General features: G+C 57.2%; 20 protein-coding genes. 9 read left to right on the forward strand and 11 right to left on the reverse strand.

What is annotated here, in order from left to right; genetic code table 11:
- Nucleotides 1–225: 225 nt before the first annotated feature.
- From dgcN to ACR0AL_RS11905, 3 genes are all read left to right on the forward strand, one after another.
- Complete coding sequence (dgcN, locus tag ACR0AL_RS11895) at nucleotides 226–1227, forward strand: N-acetyltransferase DgcN (protein WP_480663159.1); 1002 nt, start codon at nucleotides 226–228, stop codon at nucleotides 1225–1227.
- Between the two features lie 63 nt (nucleotides 1228–1290).
- Nucleotides 1291–2256 carry an N-acetyl-D-Glu racemase DgcA gene (gene dgcA, locus ACR0AL_RS11900; RefSeq protein WP_480663161.1) on the forward strand — a complete coding sequence of 322 codons (966 nt, stop codon included), beginning with the start codon at nucleotides 1291–1293 and terminating at the stop codon, nucleotides 2254–2256.
- Between the two features lie 76 nt (nucleotides 2257–2332).
- Nucleotides 2333–3193 carry a D-amino-acid transaminase gene (locus ACR0AL_RS11905; RefSeq protein WP_480663163.1) on the forward strand — a complete coding sequence of 287 codons (861 nt, stop codon included), beginning with the start codon at nucleotides 2333–2335 and terminating at the stop codon, nucleotides 3191–3193.
- A 44-nt stretch (nucleotides 3194–3237) separates the two neighbouring features.
- On the opposite strand, the gene ACR0AL_RS11910 is transcribed toward ACR0AL_RS11905, so the two are convergent.
- From ACR0AL_RS11910 to ACR0AL_RS11920, 3 genes are all read right to left on the reverse strand, one after another.
- A complete protein-coding gene (locus tag ACR0AL_RS11910; RefSeq protein WP_480663166.1) occupies nucleotides 3238–3552 on the reverse strand; it encodes a DUF1244 domain-containing protein in 315 nt (104 codons plus the stop codon).
- 105 nt (nucleotides 3553–3657) lie between these two features.
- Complete coding sequence (locus tag ACR0AL_RS11915) at nucleotides 3658–3897, reverse strand: DUF6868 family protein (protein WP_170359919.1); 240 nt, start codon at nucleotides 3895–3897, stop codon at nucleotides 3658–3660.
- 86 nt (nucleotides 3898–3983) lie between these two features.
- Nucleotides 3984–4721 carry an N-formylglutamate amidohydrolase gene (locus tag ACR0AL_RS11920; protein WP_480663168.1) on the reverse strand — a complete coding sequence of 246 codons (738 nt, stop codon included), beginning with the start codon at nucleotides 4719–4721 and terminating at the stop codon, nucleotides 3984–3986.
- A gap of 133 nt (nucleotides 4722–4854) precedes the next feature.
- Between ACR0AL_RS11920 and pyk the strand changes: the two genes are divergently transcribed.
- Complete coding sequence (gene pyk / locus ACR0AL_RS11925) at nucleotides 4855–6300, forward strand: pyruvate kinase (RefSeq protein WP_480663170.1); 1446 nt, start codon at nucleotides 4855–4857, stop codon at nucleotides 6298–6300.
- A gap of 48 nt (nucleotides 6301–6348) precedes the next feature.
- Here pyk and ACR0AL_RS11930 read toward each other — a convergent pair whose 3' ends face one another.
- Nucleotides 6349–6792 (reverse strand): Lrp/AsnC family transcriptional regulator, encoded by a 444-nt coding sequence (locus ACR0AL_RS11930; protein ID WP_174818870.1) that lies wholly within the window; start codon nucleotides 6790–6792, stop codon nucleotides 6349–6351.
- A gap of 199 nt (nucleotides 6793–6991) precedes the next feature.
- Here ACR0AL_RS11930 and ACR0AL_RS11935 point away from each other — a divergent pair, with 199 nt between their 5' ends.
- The 4 genes from ACR0AL_RS11935 to rplT all read left to right on the forward strand — a co-directional run bounded on the left by ACR0AL_RS11935 (nucleotide 6992) and on the right by rplT (nucleotide 9757).
- A complete protein-coding gene (locus tag ACR0AL_RS11935) occupies nucleotides 6992–7429 on the forward strand; it encodes a universal stress protein (RefSeq protein WP_170350295.1) in 438 nt (145 codons plus the stop codon).
- 14 nt (nucleotides 7430–7443) lie between these two features.
- A complete protein-coding gene (locus ACR0AL_RS11940; protein WP_170350296.1) occupies nucleotides 7444–8994 on the forward strand; it encodes an alanine/glycine:cation symporter family protein in 1551 nt (516 codons plus the stop codon).
- Between the two features lie 182 nt (nucleotides 8995–9176).
- A complete protein-coding gene (gene rpmI / locus ACR0AL_RS11945) occupies nucleotides 9177–9377 on the forward strand; it encodes a 50S ribosomal protein L35 (protein ID WP_010443552.1) in 201 nt (66 codons plus the stop codon).
- 14 nt (nucleotides 9378–9391) lie between these two features.
- Nucleotides 9392–9757: a 50S ribosomal protein L20 gene (rplT, locus tag ACR0AL_RS11950; protein WP_152457001.1), complete on the forward strand. Its 366-nt coding sequence runs from the start codon at nucleotides 9392–9394 to the stop codon at nucleotides 9755–9757.
- A 118-nt stretch (nucleotides 9758–9875) separates the two neighbouring features.
- On the opposite strand, the gene ACR0AL_RS11955 is transcribed toward rplT, so the two are convergent.
- The 3 genes from ACR0AL_RS11955 to ACR0AL_RS11965 form a co-directional block, all read right to left on the reverse strand.
- Nucleotides 9876–10505, reverse strand: a complete 630-nt coding sequence (locus tag ACR0AL_RS11955) for a C39 family peptidase (RefSeq protein ID WP_480637639.1) — start codon at nucleotides 10503–10505, stop codon at nucleotides 9876–9878.
- Between the two features lie 235 nt (nucleotides 10506–10740).
- A complete protein-coding gene (locus tag ACR0AL_RS11960; protein ID WP_480663172.1) occupies nucleotides 10741–11202 on the reverse strand; it encodes a hypothetical protein in 462 nt (153 codons plus the stop codon).
- A gap of 122 nt (nucleotides 11203–11324) precedes the next feature.
- Complete coding sequence (locus ACR0AL_RS11965; RefSeq protein WP_170350299.1) at nucleotides 11325–12716, reverse strand: aminotransferase family protein; 1392 nt, start codon at nucleotides 12714–12716, stop codon at nucleotides 11325–11327.
- Between the two features lie 221 nt (nucleotides 12717–12937).
- Between ACR0AL_RS11965 and ACR0AL_RS11970 the strand changes: the two genes are divergently transcribed.
- Entirely contained in the window at nucleotides 12938–14566 is a 1629-nt protein-coding gene (locus ACR0AL_RS11970; protein ID WP_170350300.1) for an acyl-CoA synthetase, read from the forward strand.
- On the opposite strand, the gene ACR0AL_RS11975 is transcribed toward ACR0AL_RS11970, so the two are convergent.
- The 4 genes from ACR0AL_RS11975 to ACR0AL_RS11990 all read right to left on the reverse strand — a co-directional run bounded on the left by ACR0AL_RS11975 (nucleotide 14563) and on the right by ACR0AL_RS11990 (nucleotide 17449).
- Nucleotides 14563–14904, reverse strand: coding sequence for a DOPA 4,5-dioxygenase family protein (locus ACR0AL_RS11975; RefSeq protein ID WP_170350427.1), 342 nt, complete (start codon nucleotides 14902–14904; stop codon nucleotides 14563–14565). The genes ACR0AL_RS11970 and ACR0AL_RS11975 overlap by 4 nt on opposite strands.
- An 89-nt stretch (nucleotides 14905–14993) precedes the next feature.
- Nucleotides 14994–15632 carry a maleylacetoacetate isomerase gene (gene maiA, locus ACR0AL_RS11980; protein ID WP_170350301.1) on the reverse strand — a complete coding sequence of 213 codons (639 nt, stop codon included), beginning with the start codon at nucleotides 15630–15632 and terminating at the stop codon, nucleotides 14994–14996.
- 4 nt (nucleotides 15633–15636) lie between these two features.
- On the reverse strand, nucleotides 15637–15834 hold the full coding sequence (locus ACR0AL_RS11985) for a DUF2783 domain-containing protein (RefSeq protein ID WP_170350302.1): 198 nt from the start codon (nucleotides 15832–15834) through the stop codon (nucleotides 15637–15639).
- Nucleotides 15835–15838: 4 nt separating this feature from the next.
- Nucleotides 15839–17449 carry an FAD-dependent oxidoreductase gene (locus tag ACR0AL_RS11990; protein ID WP_480663174.1) on the reverse strand — a complete coding sequence of 537 codons (1611 nt, stop codon included), beginning with the start codon at nucleotides 17447–17449 and terminating at the stop codon, nucleotides 15839–15841.
- Nucleotides 17450–17526 lie beyond the last annotated feature (77 nt).

The raw sequence follows: 17526 nt of genomic DNA on the forward strand, positions 1-17526 counted from the left end.
CAAGCGTCTTTATGCAAGTGCGGCATTGCGTTCGCAGCATTTGCCGCGGAAAGCGATCAAACTGGTGATTAAAGTTTAATCACTGTGAAAACTTGAAAGAATATTTCAGTAAATGAAGAACTCGCGCGAAAATTTCCCACCAATGGCAACTATGTCAGGCGAAAACGCAAAGCACTCGTCAGGCGCGTCCCATAGGCTGCGCCGGAATCAAAGGAGTGAACCGCAATGATCGAGACACCGTACCTGCTGTTTTTGGGCGATGCGCCCGACCAATTGGCGGCCAAAGTGGCAGTTGGCATCAAAGACTGGCGCCCGGAAAACGCTGTGGGCCAATATCGGATGGACGGCTGCAAGGCCGATCTGGGCCTGACGGACATGACCCTGACCGAAGCAAAAGAGGCGGGCGCTAAGACTCTGGTCATCGGTGTGGCCAACCGTGGCGGCGTGATCAGCCAGGAATGGAAAAAGGTTCTGGTGATGGCGCTGGAGGAAGGCTTTGATCTGGCGTCTGGCCTGCACAACCTGCTGCGCGACGAGCCCGATCTGGTTGCCGTTGCCGAGGCCACGGGCCGCAAGCTGCATGATGTGCGCGTCCCCGAGGTCGAGTACCCGATTGCAAACGGCATCAAACGCAAGGGCAAGCGGTGTCTGGCAGTTGGCACGGATTGCTCGGTTGGCAAGATGTACACGGCGATGGCAATGGATGCCGAGATGCGCAAACGTGGCATGAAATCCACCTTCCGTGCCACCGGCCAAACCGGTATTCTGATCACCGGTGACGGTGTGCCGCTGGACGCCGTGATCGCTGACTTCATGGCCGGATCGGTCGAATGGCTGACACCCGACAATGACGACGACCACTGGGACTTGATCGAAGGGCAGGGATCGCTGTTCCACGTGTCCTACTCCGGTGTGACTATGGCGCTCATCCACGGCGGCCAGCCGGACGCACTGATCCTGAGCCACGAACCCACCCGTGAGCATATGCGCGGTCTGCCGACCTATACTTTGCCGACGCTTGAAAACCTGCGCGACACCGCGCTGGCACTTGCCAAGGTTGCAAACCCTGATTGTCAGGTCGTGGGTGTCTCGGTCAACACACAGCACATGAGCGAAGAGGACGCCATCGCCTATCTGGCGAAGGTCGAGGCCGATCTGGGTCTGCCCGCCACTGATCCGTTCCGCTTTGGTCCGGGCAAACTGGTCGACGTGCTGGCCGCGTTGTGATCAATAGACCCCGCCAGAGGACTCTCTGGCGGGGAAATCTTGAATGAATAAAGGAGTGGGCGCGTGCAGATTGACGTCTCTCGTGATGTATTCCGGTTGGCTCAGGTCTTTACGATCTCGCGCGGGTCTAGGACCGAAGCGAATGTGCTGACTGTACGTGTATCGGATGGCGCGCATCAGGGGCGGGGCGAATGTGTGCCCTACGCTCGGTATAATGAGACGCTGGAGTCGGTCGAGGCCGAAATTGCCAGTTTGCCCCGGACGTTTGATCGAGCGCAGTTGATGGATCTGTTGCCCGCTGGTGCCGCCCGCAATGCGGTAGACTGTGCACTGTGGGATCTTGAGGCGAAGCGCGCCGGAAAACGTGCATGGGAACTGGCCGGTCTGCCCGCGCCCGGCCCAGAGATCACCGCCTACACCTTGTCGCTGGACACGCCGGAAAAGATGCAGGCACAGGCGGCTGAAAACGCGTATCGTCCGCTGTTGAAGATCAAGCTGGGCACGCCAGACGACATGCCTCGTCTGGAAGCCGTACGCGCAGGCGCCCCTGACGCCAAGATCCTCGTCGACGCCAATGAGGGCTGGTCGGCCGAAGTCTATGCCGATCTGGCACCGCATCTGGTGCGGCTGGGAGTTGCGCTGGTCGAACAGCCTTTGCCAGCCGGGGAAGATGATGCCCTGATCGGGATGGATCGCCCAGTGCCGGTGTGTGCCGATGAATCGTGCCATGACCGCAGTAGCCTGCCCGCGATGAAGGGCAAGTATGACGTGGTAAACATCAAGCTCGACAAGACCGGCGGTTTGACCGAGGCGCTGGCCCTGCGTGAACAGGCGCTGGCCGAGGGTTACAAAGTTATGGTCGGATGCATGGTCGGCAGTTCGCTGGCTATGGCGCCCGCGACACTGCTGGCGCAGGGTGCGATGGTAACAGACCTTGACGGCCCGCTTCTGTTGGCCGAAGACCGCGACAACCCGCTGAATTTTGATGATGCCGGAGTGCATCCGCCTTTGGCGGCGCTCTGGGGGTGACGAACGCCCGGAAAATGATCCGGTGGATCATTTTCAGTAAGGAACGGGCGAAGCCCTGAGACGAAAAGGATATGACATGACCCGCACCGTTTACGTGAATGGCGAATACCTGCCTGAAACCGAAGCCAAGGTTTCCATTTTTGACCGTGGTTTCCTGTTCGCCGACGCCGTTTACGAGGTCACCAGCGTTCTGGATGGAAAGCTGATCGATTTTGAAGGCCATGCCGTGCGCCTCAAGCGGTCTCTGGACGAGCTGGAGATGGCCGAACCTTGCACCAAGGATGAGCTGCTCGAGATTCACCGCAAGCTGGTTGAGCTGAACGGCATCGAAGAAGGGCTTGTGTACCTGCAGGTCAGCCGTGGATCGGATGGCGACCGGGATTTTGTGTTCCCGTCGGCAGATACCATGCCCAGTCTGGTTCTGTTCACGCAGAACAAGCCGGGCCTGGCCGACAGCCCGGCGGCGAAAATGGGCGCCAAGATCATCTCGATCGAGGATATCCGCTGGGGTCGCCGCGATATCAAGACTGTTCAGCTGCTGTACCCGTCGATGGGTAAGATGATGGCCAAGAAAGCGGGCTGCGACGATGCATGGCTGATCGAAGACGGCTATGTCACCGAAGGCACCAGCAACAACGCCTACTACGTGAAAGACGGCAAGATCGTCACCCGCCCGCTGTCGACGGACATTCTGCACGGCATCACGCGTAAAGCCGTGCTGCGCATGGCGGCTGAGGCGCAGATGGAAGTTGAAGAACGCCTGTTCACCATCGACGAAGCGAAAGAGGCGGACGAAGCCTTCACCACCTCGGCAAGTGCGTTCGTCATGCCGGTGGTTGAAATTGACGGTGTAACGCTGGGGGATGGCACACCGGGCCCGATCGCCAAACGGCTGCGTGAGATTTATTTGGACGAAAGCCGCAAGGCAGCGATCTAAAGAAAAGGCCCGCCGGATTGGCGGGCCTTTTTCGTTTTAGGGGATTAGTCTTTTTTCCCAACATTTTCTTCAAACGCGACCTTGAAGGCGGCCTGTTTTTCAGGGCTGGCGTCGGTCTGATAGTTCGCCTTCCACTCATCCATGGTCATGCCGTAGAAAACCTGACGGGCTTCGTCCTTGCCCATCTCGATGCCCTTTTCATTGGCCGCTTCCTGATACCAGCGCGACAGGCAGTTGCGGCAGAACCCGGCCAGATTCATCATGTCGATGTTCTGAACGTCCGTGCGGTCTTCCATCAGGTGCTTTTGCAACCGGCGGAACGCGGCGGCCTGAAGTTCGATTTCGGTTTGCTTGTCCATTGTCGGGCTCCCAATGCGTGTCGTTTGCCTGACCTAACAATCCGAAGGCGTCGTTACAATAAACAGGAAGGGCCAGCAGGCCCTTCCCAGCGATCGATTTCGGTTTTAAGCCAGCTTCAGGGCCAGCCACGGCATCAGGCAGAAAACGATGGTCAGTATCTTGTAGTTGGCCAGATACCGGAAATAGGCCCTTTTCGCATCGCCAGGCTCCATCTGGAACATCCGGCCGTGTATCTTGGCAGCCCAGTCCTGTGAAACAACAATCATCAGAGTAGTGAACACCAGAAGGGCGAGGTTAAGGACCGTCATCCAGCCGAAGACTGTCGTCAGGAATTCCTGAGTCATGTTCGTCTCCTTTCCCTTAATATATATGGGCTCGGGATACCCTCACAATAACGTGAGACCCGGAATCGACCTTATTTGACCTGACGTCAAAGACCGCTTTCGCCCAAAGCGTCCTGCAGGATTATGGCCAAACGCTCTGCCCATTCACGCTGTCCGGCATTGTCCGCGATCAGATCATTACGCAGCTCGATCAAGGCGTTAGGGCGACCATGCGTTGTGCAGTGCCGATCAATTGCGTCACCGGGCAGCACGCCAGTATAGGGCTCGTTGACGCCAACACACAGGTCTGCTTCGGCCTCAAGACGGTCGATCAACGGGCGCGAGAACCGTTCATCCGGAGTGTGCAGCACTCCGATATGCCATGGGCGTGGGTCGCGGCCACGCAGTTGGCGGGTGAAGGAATGCATCGACACGATCACCGCATGCGGCAGGCCCGCCATACGTTCCAGCGCCTCGTGATAGGGGCGGTAGCACATGTTCAGACGCCGTTCACGCTCAGACGCGTCTGCGTGGCGGTTGCCGGGTATGATCGAACCGTCATACAGCTTCATCAGCAGGGTCGGGTCATCCTCACCCCGGTTGGGATCAATCACCAGACGTGAGAAATTGGCAGCAATAACTGGCGCGTTCAGGATCTCTCCCAATAGCTTTGACACCTCATACGCGCCCACGTCATAGGCGATGTGACGCTCCATATCCTCGCGCGGCAGGCCGAGGTCTCCGCCGTTGATTTCGGGGGGCACCGTGTTGGTTGCGTGGTCACATGTGATCAGCCAGCGCGAGGGGCGATCAGCGCCGTGGATAAAAAACGGGGAATACGTCATAAGCCTGTCATCTAGTTTGCCGCAGGTGTAGGGCAGTTGCTTCGGAAAGGGAATTGCGCAATAAGCAGCCTGATGCAATGTTTGCGGTAACATTTGTGCGATTCAGACAGAAGACGTGAGGAGAGAAATACCAATGCGACGCCTGAGAAATGTAAAAATCGTGGCGACGCTGGGACCGGCGTCTAATGATTATGACACCATCCGTGCGCTGCACGAGGCCGGGGCAGATGTGTTTCGTCTGAACATGAGCCACGGCAGCCATGATGAGATTCGCGAACGTCACCGGATCATCCGACAGGTGGAAAAGGATCTGGAAAGCCCGATTGCGATTCTGGCTGACCTGCAAGGGCCCAAACTGCGCGTGGGTGAGTTCGCCAATGACGCCGAAGAACTGGAAGAGGGCGCAGCCTTCCGTCTGGACCTTGACGCTACACCGGGGGACAGAGGTCGCGTTTGTCTGCCGCATCCCGAGATTTTCGCCGCACTTGAACCGGGCGCGCGGCTGTTGGTCAATGACGGCAAAATCCGCCTGATCGTTCAGGATTGTGGCAAGGAATTCGCCAATTGCACGGTGGAGGTCGGAGGCACGATATCGAACCGGAAAGGTGTGAACGTCCCCGATGTGGTTCTTCCGTTGGCCGCGCTGTCTGAAAAAGATCGCGATGATCTGGAGTTTGTCTGTAAATTGGGCGTTGACTGGCTGGGGTTGAGCTTTGTTCAGCGCGCCAAGGACGTCTTTGAGGCCCGCGCACTGGCTGATGGTCGCGCCTCGATCCTGTCCAAGATCGAAAAACCGGCGGCAGTTGAGGCATTTGACGAAATCCTCGATGCCTCGGACGGGATCATGGTGGCCCGCGGCGACCTGGGGGTCGAATTGCCGATCTCTGCGGTGCCTCCGATCCAGAAACGTCTGGTCAGGCGGTGCCGCGCGGCAGCCAAACCGGTGATCGTGGCCACTCAGATGTTGGAGAGTATGATCGAAAGCCCGATGCCAACGCGAGCCGAGGTTTCGGACGTCGCGACAGCGATTTATGAAGGCACTGATGCCATCATGCTCAGTGCTGAATCAGCGGCGGGGTCGTATCCGATAGAGGCCGTGCAAACCATGAACAAGGTCGCTATCGAGGTCGAGGCCGATCCGACCTACACCCAGATCATCGCCGCCTCGCGCACCGCAAAGGGCACCACAATTGCTGACGGGATCGTGGCAGCTGCGCGTGAGATTGCTGAAAAGACAGACATCAAGGCCATTTGTTGCTTTACCCAAAGCGGCACAACGGCGCTGTTGACCGCGCGGGAACGTCCCGGTGTGCCGATCATCGCCATGACGCCCGCCACCGGAACCGCACGGCGCCTGTGCCTGAGCTGGGGCTGCCATTGTGTGATGACGCCCGAGCTTGAGCGCTTTAAGGGTGCTGTTGTCAATGCCGCCCGCACTGCCCGCGCCAGTGGGTTTGCGACCGAGACCGATCAGATCGTGGTGACCGCTGGGGTGCCATTCAACGTGCCCGGAACCACTAATATCCTGCGTATTGCGCCCTGTGACGAACGTTTGATTTATAACACAGATCCGGGCTGATGAACTTGCGTCAACGTGCATACTGCCTCATGGCAGACAGGTCACTTGTCAAGCGACAGGGCTTTTTACGATCTCCATTACAGTAAATGAGCTTGTCTGGTGAATTCCAGGCAGCTTATTTATTTTCTCACCGAGGATATCGCGGAAGTGCGTGATATCCCGCGTGCGGACTGTCAGGAGATAATCAAACGATCCTGCCACCATTAAGCAGCTTTCAATTTCTGGAATATTGCGGACAGCGTCATTGAACCTGCCAAGAGATTGCTCAGCCGTCGCGGCCAGTGAAACCTGGACAACCGTGACCAAGGCTAGCCCCATTCGCTCTTTATCGACGATGGCACAATAGCCTTTGATGTACCCGTTTTTTTCCAAGCGCTTGACCCGCTCGGAACAGGGGGTATTGGTCAGGTTGACACGTGCCGCAAGATCGACGATCGATAACCTTCCGTTGATTTCCAGCTCTTGCAGGATGCGTTGGTCTATTTTGTCCAATTCTCTATCGATCAGTAAAAATCCCTGAAATTTTAGCGCAAGACGACATTTTTCACTGAATATAGACTAAAATAATCCCCAATTCCTAGTGATTATTCCTGATACTTATCTGAAGACAGCTGCGTCAATGTGTTCCAAGTTTGGCTGTCTTGTCGAGGGCACGGGCCTCGACCCAACGAAAAAAAATTGGAGAACCGACATGACAACAAAAATTGTCATTGGACTGGACGGGACAGAGACCGGGGAGCGCGCGATCGCTTTTGCCAAGGATTTGGCAGGGCGCATCGGTTCATGCGAGTTGCTTGTGGTTTATGTGATCGAATGGTCCCCATTTACTTTTCAAACACCTGAAGAAAATGCTCTGCGCCATAAGCGGCGCGAGGAAGAGGTCGAATTGGCCTCGACACGGATCGTCACCCCTGCGGTGGAAGCTTTGAACGCAGACGGTTTTACGGCCCATGGCATTGTACGCCATGGTGACGTGGCTGAAACGCTGAACGCGATCACAGTCGAAAACGGTGGTACCCAGATCGTCGTCGGACGCGCCTCGGCCGATGGGTTCAAGAAACGGCTCTTTGGCAGCTCGACCCAGAATCTGGTCATGCATGCCGATGTACCGGTCACCGTTGTGAACTGAGCGGAGGGACGAGAATGAATATGCTTAAAAAACTGGGCTTTGCCACAGCGGCTGCCCTGTTCGCCAGCCCCGCTTTGGCCCAAGAGGCGCCGGGTCTGGACGACAAGATCAACCAAGCCTTTGCTGATTTCACCGGGCCGTTCGTTAGCTTTATCTTTGCCCCGTTTCCGGGCACTAGCTTCCCTTGGATCGTGGGTTGGCTGGTCGTCGCGGCCACAGTGTTCACGCTGTATTTTGCCTTTGTGCAGCTGCGGTTCTTTAGTCACGCGATCAGCCTTGTGAAAGGCGACTATTCCGATCCCAACGATGCGGGTGAGGTCAGCCATTTTCAGGCGTTGGCCACGGCGCTTTCAGGAACGGTCGGTTTGGGCAACATCGCTGGTGTGGCGGTGGCCGTCGGGATCGGCGGGCCGGGCGCCACGTTCTGGATGATCGTCGCGGGCCTGCTGGGCATGGCGTCGAAATTCACTGAGTGTACGCTGGGCGTGAAATACCGCAACGAATACGACGACGGCACCGTTTCCGGTGGCCCGATGTATTACATGTCCAAAGGGTTCAGTGAGCTGGGCTTGCCGGGCGGTAAGATACTGGCTGTTCTGTTTTCGATCTTCTGTATTCTTGGAGCGCTGGGCGGGGGCAACATGTTCCAGGCCAATCAGGCGCACCAACAGATTGCAGGCATTGTCGGGGATTATCCGGGCTGGATTACAGGCCTGGTCTTTGCCGGTATCGTGTTTGCAGTGATCGTGGGCGGCCTGAAATCCATCGCGCGCGTCACCGAAAAGGTCGTGCCGTTCATGGGTGTTATGTACGTGGCGGCAGCACTAGTGATCATCATCATGCACGCAGACCAGATCGGCTGGGCCTTCGGCCAGATCTTTGCGGGTGCCTTCACTGGCCTCGGCATCGCAGGCGGTATGGTTGGGGCGCTGATCCAGGGCTTCCGCCGTGCGGCGTTCTCGAACGAGGCGGGCGTTGGTTCTGCGGCGATTGCCCACTCGGCCGTGCGGACCAAAGAGCCGATCACCGAGGGCTTCGTGTCGCTGCTTGAGCCGTTCATCGATACGGTCGTGATCTGTACAATGACTGCACTGGTGATCATCATCACTCAGCAGCTGATCATCGACCCGGAAACCGGCCTTTACATGCTGACCGAAGATGGTTCGGCTATTGCCACCGTTGATGGTAATTCGGGTGTCAGCCTGACGTCTGCGGCGTTTGGCAGTGCGTTCAGCTGGTTCCCCTATGTTCTTGCGATCGCGGTGGTTCTGTTTGCCTTCTCGACCATGATCAGTTGGTCCTATTATGGTCTCAAGGCCTGGACTTATCTGTTCGGCGAAGGACACACCAAAGAGCTGGTGTTCAAGGTCATCTTCTGCATCTTCGTTGTCATCGGCGCGGCGGCCAACCTTGGTCCGGTCATCGACTTCTCGGATGCGGCGATCTTTGCAATGGCGGTTGTGAACGTCTTTGCGCTCTACTTCCTGATGAAAGTAGTGCGCGAAGAGCTGGCCAGCTATGCAGCCCGCCTGAAAAGCGGCGAAATCCGCAAATTCGAGCACTAAATCAATCCACCGGGGCAGCCAACGCTGCCCCGGTGCCTGACCACCCTGCGAAAAGCGCAGATTCTGGTCAAAACCCCCTTGCCAGTATGGAAGAACTTGCGTAAACGGCGCTTCTGATCGCGTGACCGGCCAATGTGGCATGCCGAGTCGCGTCAAGTACCGAACCCCGAAAGGAGACGGAAATGCCTAAGATGAAGACAAAGTCGAGCGCCAAGAAGCGCTTTAAGGTGACTGCGACCGGTAAGGTCCTTGCTGGCCAGGCCGGCAAACGGCACGGCATGATTAAGCGGACCAAGAAATTCATCCGCGATGCCCGTGGCAACACCACCCTGTCCGCCCCCGACGCCAAGATCGTCAAGGGCTACATGCCCTACGACCGCTAAGAGGAGATTAAGAGATGTCCCGCGTTAAAGGTGGAACCGTAACTCACGCCCGTCACAAGAAGGTCATTAAGGCAGCCAAAGGTTACTATGGCCGCCGCAAGAGCACCTTCAAGGTTGCCCGTCAGGCCGTCGACAAGGCCAACCAGTACGCAACCCGCGACCGTAAGAACCGCAAGCGCAACTTCCGCGCGCTGTGGATCCAGCGTATCAACGCTGCTGTCCGTTCGCATGACGAAGCACTGACATATTCCCGCTTCATCAACGGCCTGAACCTGGCCGGTATCGAAGTGGACCGCAAAGTTCTGGCCGACCTGGCCGTGCACGAACCGGAAGCGTTCGGCGCGATCGTCGCCAAAGCTCAGGCCGCTCTGACTGCCTGATCCTCTGAAAAGAGACAGTGAATGAAAGGCCGTCCCTTTGGGGCGGCCTTTTTTGCAAGCCCGCACAAGTGCGATACTTAATTGGAACACAAAACGCGCTGCTTTGAAGTTCTCCGCGCTATTTCTTTGGATAGGCAAAAAATGCGCTGCGTGAATGTCCAAATCGGTGATTGTGCCAGTTTTCGCGCAACGAAGCGTAGCTTATAATGCGAGATTGGTTTCCCGGAAGATTGGGGTCTCGAACAAAGACGACCTGTTTCGCGTCGTCAAAGCCTATCAAAACAAAGGTATGACCCGCGTCTTGATGAACATCTATCAATACTGGCAATCCCTTCTCCAAGTTTCGTTTAATCTGCTTAAGCCCAGACGCAAAACCCGAGTTAGTTTTGGGATAATCGCGTATTTTCCAATTATACCCGAGCCTTTGAAGCGCATGGTTCATGTCACGCCAATAGGTAAAGTCCGCATTTCTTCGACTTTCTGGCTTGTAACCCTCAGCTAAAGCTTTGAGTTCTCTTGGGTCAGCGGCGTTGCCAAAGTAACTCATAACCATAGCGGCAGAAGTCGGCACACAAAGATTGTGCCCCTGACGGATATGGGGAACATCCAAACGCACAAGGGACTTCGAAATCTGTGGCGGAGGAAGTTTATTGTGAGAAACCGCCCCATACTTCCAACTTATTTCCGCGCTGAGGCACGAAGCACAAAATAGATAAGCAAAAGCAATTAACAACGACGTTCTTTTCATAGCCATCTCGATTAACCATTTGTCAAAATACAACGGAGGCTAGTCTAAAAGCCGTCAATTTGGCAAATGCTGCAATGAAAGAGTCGAGGCTGTTGGGTATCGCGCAAGTGGCCGCTTTGTCTCGTATGGCACGCAATTTGGGTTTTGAGCCCCAGAAGGCCCAGGGCGTTCAACGATGGACCCAGATATTTGGTGCTACATGGCGATATGCGGGGCAATCGCAAATAAGCATCACCTAATTGTTGCTGTCCTTCTTCACCAACTGCGCTGCAAAGGCCACGCCGGTTCCCGGTCCCGCATAGGTGACCATGATCACGTCATCCAGATAGACACCGTTGAAAATCCCAGCCGAGACGTCATCCCCCGATATCCCGGCCTCAGCCAATACGAACCGGGTGGGGTCATCCAGGCTGAAGGTGCCCATTGCTTCCTCGACGATCCATTCCTTGTCACCAATGCGCCGCCAGCGGTTGGTGGCGGTGATCAGGTTGCCGTCCAATTTGGTGACTTCCAACTCCATCTCGGTCTGCAGCAGGCCCTTCTCGTGGTTGGGGTTCGATTTGGCGAAGGCCACCAGATAGGTGCCATGCCATGTACCGACGATCTGAGGGAAGCCGCTGCCGTCTTCGGCACTGGCGGGGGCTGCAAGGGCTAGCACAAGGGCGGCGGCAATGCTGCGGAAAAGGTTGAGTGTCATGGGGCGATCTCCTGCAAAGGGTGCCATCAGGCTACCCGAGTTCTGGAAATTGGCAAACCATGGTTTAGAAACAAAAAAACCGGCGCCGAAAGCGCCGGTTTTCATAAGCTTTGTGCAGCGACTTAGCCGAACACACGACCAAGCGCGCCGTCGACGGCGTCGGTGATCTGGTCGATGTCATCTGCCGTTGCGATCAGCGCGGGCGAGAAGCACAGCGTGTTGTTGCGGCTGGGGATCGAGCGGTTGGTGGCACCGATGATGACGCCTTGCGCCATACAATCAGCCACAACGGCCTGAACCTTTTTCTCGTCCATCGGCTCTTTGGTTGAACGGTCTGCGACCAGCTCGGCACCCAGGAACAGGCCCTTGCCACGCACATCGCCGATGACCTTGTGCTTTTCCATCAGCGCCTGCAGGTTGCCCATCATACGGTCACCCATGTCGGCGCAGTTGCCCAGCAGGTTTTCGTCCTGAATGATGCGCATGTTTTCAACCGCAGCTGCCGGGCCGGCGGTGCAGCCACCAAAGGTCGAGATGTCGCGGAAATAGCTCATCGGATCAGCGGCATCGTCCTTGAACATGTCAAAGACTTCCTCGGTGGTGACCATGCAGGCAATCGCCGCATAGCCCGAGGCAACGCCTTTGGCCATGGTCACGAAGTCCGGCTTGATGCCGTATTGCTGATAGCCGAACCAAGTGCCGGTCCGGCCAACGCCGCAGACCACTTCGTCGATGTGCAGCAGCACGTCGTACTTCTTGCAGATTTCCTGCACGCGCTGCCAATAGCCTTCGGGCGCTTCGATCACGCCGCCGCCTGCGGTTACCGGCTCAAGGCACAGGGCGCCAACGGTGTCGGGACCTTCGCGCAGGATGACCTCTTCGATCTGATCTGCGGCCCAGACGCCAAAGTTTTCTTCGGGCGCGCCGTCCAGCTCGTGCTTGCGGTACTCCATGCAGTGGGGCACGCGCACGAAATCGGGCGCGAAGGGGCCGTACTGGGCGTTGCGCTCGTCCTGACCGCCTGCCGACATGGTCGCCAGGGTCGAGCCGTGATAGTCACGGTCGCGGTACAGGATTTTGGTCTTTTTACCGCCATAGCGCTTATGCGCGATCTGACGGACCATCTTGAAGGCCTTCTCGTTCGCCTCAGAGCCCGAGTTGGTGTAGTACACCCGGCTCATGCCCGGCATTTTGTCGATCAGCATTTCGGCAAAAATCGAACCGGGGATCGAACCTGCGGTATTGGCGAAATAGCACAGCTTCATCAGCTGTTCGTAGACCGCCTTACAGATTGATTCGCGGCCATAGCCAACGTTGACGGTCCAAACTCCACCGGACACGGCGTCCAGATGCTCTTTGCCCTTTTGATCCCAAACGCGCATGCCCTTGCCTTCGACAATGATGCGTGGGTCATTGGTTTCAAAGGGTTTATGCTGGATCAGGTGATGCCAGATGTGGGCGCGGTCGGCTTCGACTACGCGGGAAAGATCGTTTTCGTTGAACGTGCCGTCCATGACATGTCCTTTCAATAAAGCTCGTTGCACGGATTGCAGGGGCTATCCCGAACCGGCAGATGTTTTCGATGGCTCAGATCACCTTGAATGGCCTGTCGGAGATAGGGCCAGATTGCACCATCCCGTATTGCCAGTCCATTCCTGAGACGTATTTTTACGGGTTTGTCAGGGGCTCAACTTTGTGCTCAATTCGCGCAAATCGCGATTGGGAGGATCAGCGGATGGGAGCCACACAAATTTACGAGCGTCATCTGGACAAATGCCGGGCCAACTATGTGCCGTTGTCCCCGTTGAGCTTTCTCGAGCGCACAGCGCAGGTTTACCCTGATTACCCCTCGGTTGTGTATGGTGATCGCCGGTATAGCTGGGCCGAGACCTATGCCCGATGCCGCCGTCTGGCGGGCGCATTGGTCGCACGTGGAATAGGGCAGGGCGACACTGTGTCGATTATTGCCGCCAATATCCCTGAAATGTACGAGGCACATTTTGGCGTGCCCATGGCCGGTGCCGTTTTGAACGCGATCAACACGCGTTTGGATGCGGCGATCATTGCCTTCATCCTTAATCACGCGGAATCCAAGGTGCTGCTGGTCGATCCCGAATTTTCGGGTGTGGTGAAAGAGGCGCTGAAACAGGTCGACCACGACCTGCTGGTCATTGATATCGAAGACGCCAGTTTTGAGGGCGGAGAAAAGTTGGGCAACCTGACCTATGACGCCTTGCTGGCAGACAGCGATCCTGAATTTGAGTGGTCCTTGCCCAAAGACGAATGGGACGCGATCACGCTGAATTACACGTCCGGGACAACGGGCAATCCGAAAGGCGTGGTTTATCACCATCGGGGCGCGGCGCTGAACGCACAGTCGGACTTGTTGGATTGGGATATGCCGAAACACGCGGTCTATCTGTGGACCTTGCCGATGTTCCATTGCAATGGCTGGTGTTTTCCATGGGCGATGGCGGCCAATGCGGGCGTTTCGGTCTGTCTGCGCGCGGTGCGGGCCGAGCCGATCTATGCAGCCTTCAGGGATGAGAAGGTCACGCATTTCTGTGGCGCGCCAATTGTGCTGAATATGCTGGCCCATGCACCGGATGAGTTGAAAGACTTTGATCATCAGATCAAGGTGATGACTGCGGGTGCTCCGCCCCCTGCCGCCGTGATTGAAGCGATGGAAGCCATGGGGGTCGAGGTGACCCATGTGTATGGTCTGACCGAGACCTATGGCCCATCGGTGGTCTGCGCCTGGAAAGACGAATGGAACACCAAGGATGCACAGGAACGCGCGGCGCTGAAGGTGCGGCAGGGGGTGCGCTATTCGGCCCTGTCGGGCCTGATGGTGGCCGACCCTGAAACGCTAGAACCTGTACCTGCCGATGGCGAAACCATGGGTGAGATTTTCATGCAGGGCAACGTGGTGATGAAGGGCTATCTGAAAAATCCCGAGGCAACGGACAAAGCCTTTAACGGCGGTTGGTTTGCTTCGGGCGATCTGGGGGTGATGTATCCCGACGGCTATATCGCGCTTAAGGATCGGTCCAAGGACATCATCATTTCAGGGGGCGAGAATATCTCGTCGGTCGAGGTCGAAGGCATCCTGTACAAACACCCAGCAGTGATGGAGGCCGCAGTTGTGGCGCGACCGGACGAAAAATGGGGCGAAACCCCCTGCGCCTTTGTCGAGCTAAAGCCTGACGCCACCGCGACCGAGGCGGAGTTGATCGCATTCTGCCGGGATAACATGGCCCATTTCAAAGCGCCTAAGACAGTGGTGTTCGGAACCTTGCCCAAAACCTCAACTGGGAAGGTTCAGAAGTTTGTCCTGAGGGATCAGGCGCGTACGCTGACCTAAGCGCCCATCTTGTCAAAGATCGAAAGGTTCAGCTCAAGCATCTCACCCATCCAGATGGCCCGGTCCCGATGATCCTCAAGGTGCTGTCCGGTTTCGGGGTGGGTGAAGATGGTCAGGCCCTGCCGGTTCAGCATCAGCCAGGGAATGACCTGATCGAACGCGTCCGGTGCAAAGGCCAGCTGGCAGCTCCAGCGTGGGTGAGGGCCGACATTGCGTTCATGCACGCGACCCATATCAATAGAGAACAGCCCTGCCGCTTCTTCGCAAACCCGTCGTGCGGCATCCACTGTGTCCGCGTCAAAATAGACATGGGCGTGATAGCCGGTGATCTCGGGCATGGCGACCTCATCCATCTGTTTCACAGAAAACCTAGGTCGAACTTGCAGCCATTCCTATCCTCATCGGCACACATACCCTGTGCGCCGGGTTAAGTAGGGGCATTCGCATTTGGATGTGCCGCGGCAAAGGCGGGATGGTCGGCACAGGCGGCCTCGACTGCAAGGATGCGGGGCAGGTATGACAAATCAACCTGCCAGCGCCGCGCATTATAGAGTTGCGGCATCAAGCATAGATCGGCCAGCCCTGGGCTGCTGCCCGTGCAATAGGGTGTCTGGTCAAATCCCGCCAGCAGCGTTTCAAACGCCAGCAGGCCGGGTCGGATGAAGTGGCGCATCCAATCGCCCGGCATCCCTTCGGCGCCGTTGCTCAGCTTTGTGGCATATTGCGCCACCGACAGGTTGCAGACCGGGTGGATGTCCACCGCGATGGAGTGTGCCAGCGCCGTTGCCTTGGCGCGCAATGCAGGCTCGGCAGGCAATAAGCCCAACCCCCGGCTTTGATCCAGATAGTCGATGATTGCCAAAGATTGCGTCAATCGCAGCCCGTCAATATCCAGCACCGGAACCAGCCCCTGCGGGTTACGCGCAAGATGGTCTTGTGACTTCTGGTCCCCGGCCTTTAGATCAACAAAGACAGGGCGATAGGCAATTCCCGCCAAATTCAGCGCGATGCGCACACGGTAGCTGGCCGATGAGCGCCAGAAATCAAAAAGAACCACTTCGCCCATTGTTTCAGGTCTCTCTTAGGGCCGCGGCTTCGACTGCCTGGTTCAGCACGTCGGAGTCCCCGATATGGTTCGCCAAAACCAGGACCAGACGCGCGTTCAGCGCGTCGCTTGCGGATTTGTCCAACCCGTCATGGGCGGCCAGCAGTCCGGCATAGAAATCATCGGCATTGTCGAGATTGGGGGTGAGGATCAGATCAGTCATTTTCTTACTCCTTGCCGGTGGCCCGGCGGATCGCCTGCCGGAATGCGTTTTCTTCGTAGCTGTCACGCCGCGCGGCAACATGCTGGTCGGGGCGGATCAGATAGACCGCGCTGGCGGCATCGCCCAGATACCGACGCTTGAGTTCCAGCGTCAGGTCATCCTTGACCGACAACGCAAGCCGGGTGGCTTCAACCCCGTCTTCTTCGATCCGCTCGGGGGCGTCGGCGTCAATGGTCAACAGGGTGAACTTGCCTGCCAATTTTGGCAACAAGAATTCATCGCCCAGCGGCGCATCCGGGCAGGCCGAGCCCGGTCGCGTGATATCCGGGCCGTCCAGTGCATCGGCTGAGCTGAGCGAAGACCCCTGATAGGCGCAGGGCGTGCTCAACCGTCCGGAATTGACCAGAGGGCGGGCAAATTCGAAATGTTCGCTGAGGTCCAGAACCGCGTCCCGCAACAGTTGCGACATCTGGGATTTCGGCGTGATGAAGTCGGTCGAGCGGCTGGATTTCGTGATATTCTCATCCGCTGCCTGCACTCGCTCGCGGCTATAGCTGTCCAGCAAAAGCTCGGGCGCTTTGCCGTCCAGAACCAGTTTCAATTTCCAACACAGGTTATCAGCGTCCTGAATTCCTGTGTTTGCCCCAAGTGCCCCAAACGGGCTGACCTGATGGGCGCTGTCCCCGGCAAACAGAACGCGCCCATGGCGGAACCGCTCCATCCGGCGGCATTGGAACGTATACACCGATACCCATTCCAGATCGAAATCCACATCCTCGCCCAGCATGGCTTTGAGGCGGGGGATGACATTCTCGGGGCGTTTTTCGCGCTCTTTGTCGATGTCCCAACCCAATTGCAGGTCAATGCGCCAGACATTGTCGGGCTGCTTGTGCAACAGAGCCGACTGCCCGCGATTGAACGGCGGATCGAACCAGAACCAGCGCTCGGTTGGGAGATCGGCCTCCATCACCACGTCGGCGATCAGGAAGTTGTCTTCGAAGACGCGGCCATCGAAATCCAGCCCCAGCCTGCGACGGGTCGGCGAGCTGGCACCGTCGCAGGCAATCAGCCACTCGGCTTCGACGTTATAGGGCCCCTCGGGGGTTTCGACCTCAAGCACCACGTGGGTGTCATGGGTGCCGATGGCCTCGACCTTGTTGCGCCCGCGGATTTCGATGGGCGTGCCCGAAGCCTGCAATTGCCGCACACGGTCGACCAGAGCATTTTCGAAATAGTATTGCTGAAGATTGATGAAGGCCGGGTTTGCAAAACCCGTGTCGGGTTGCAGATTGAACTCATAGACTTGGCGATTGTCGAAATAGACCTTGCCGACATTCCACTGCACGCCCTTGTCCACCATGGGGCTACCCGCGCCCAGACGGTCAGCAATATCCAGTGTACGTTGCGAAAAGCAGATGGCCCGGCTGCCGAAGCTGACCTTGTCATTGTCATCCAACACCACGACCGGGACACCTTGCTGGGCCAGATCTATCGCAGTGACCAGCCCGACCGGCCCGGCACCGACCACAATGACCTTGTGCCGGATGGCGATGGCAGCGTCCTGATCCGGGCTGCGTTCGTATGCGTAAAGTGGGACTTCGAAAATCTTGTTCATGGGTTCTCCCCCGATACATATGCGCGCAAGACGCAAATCTCCTGTCCTCTGACGCGGCCACGCCCGAGACCTTGCCC

This window comes from Ruegeria sp. BB1 (genome assembly GCF_056539465.1).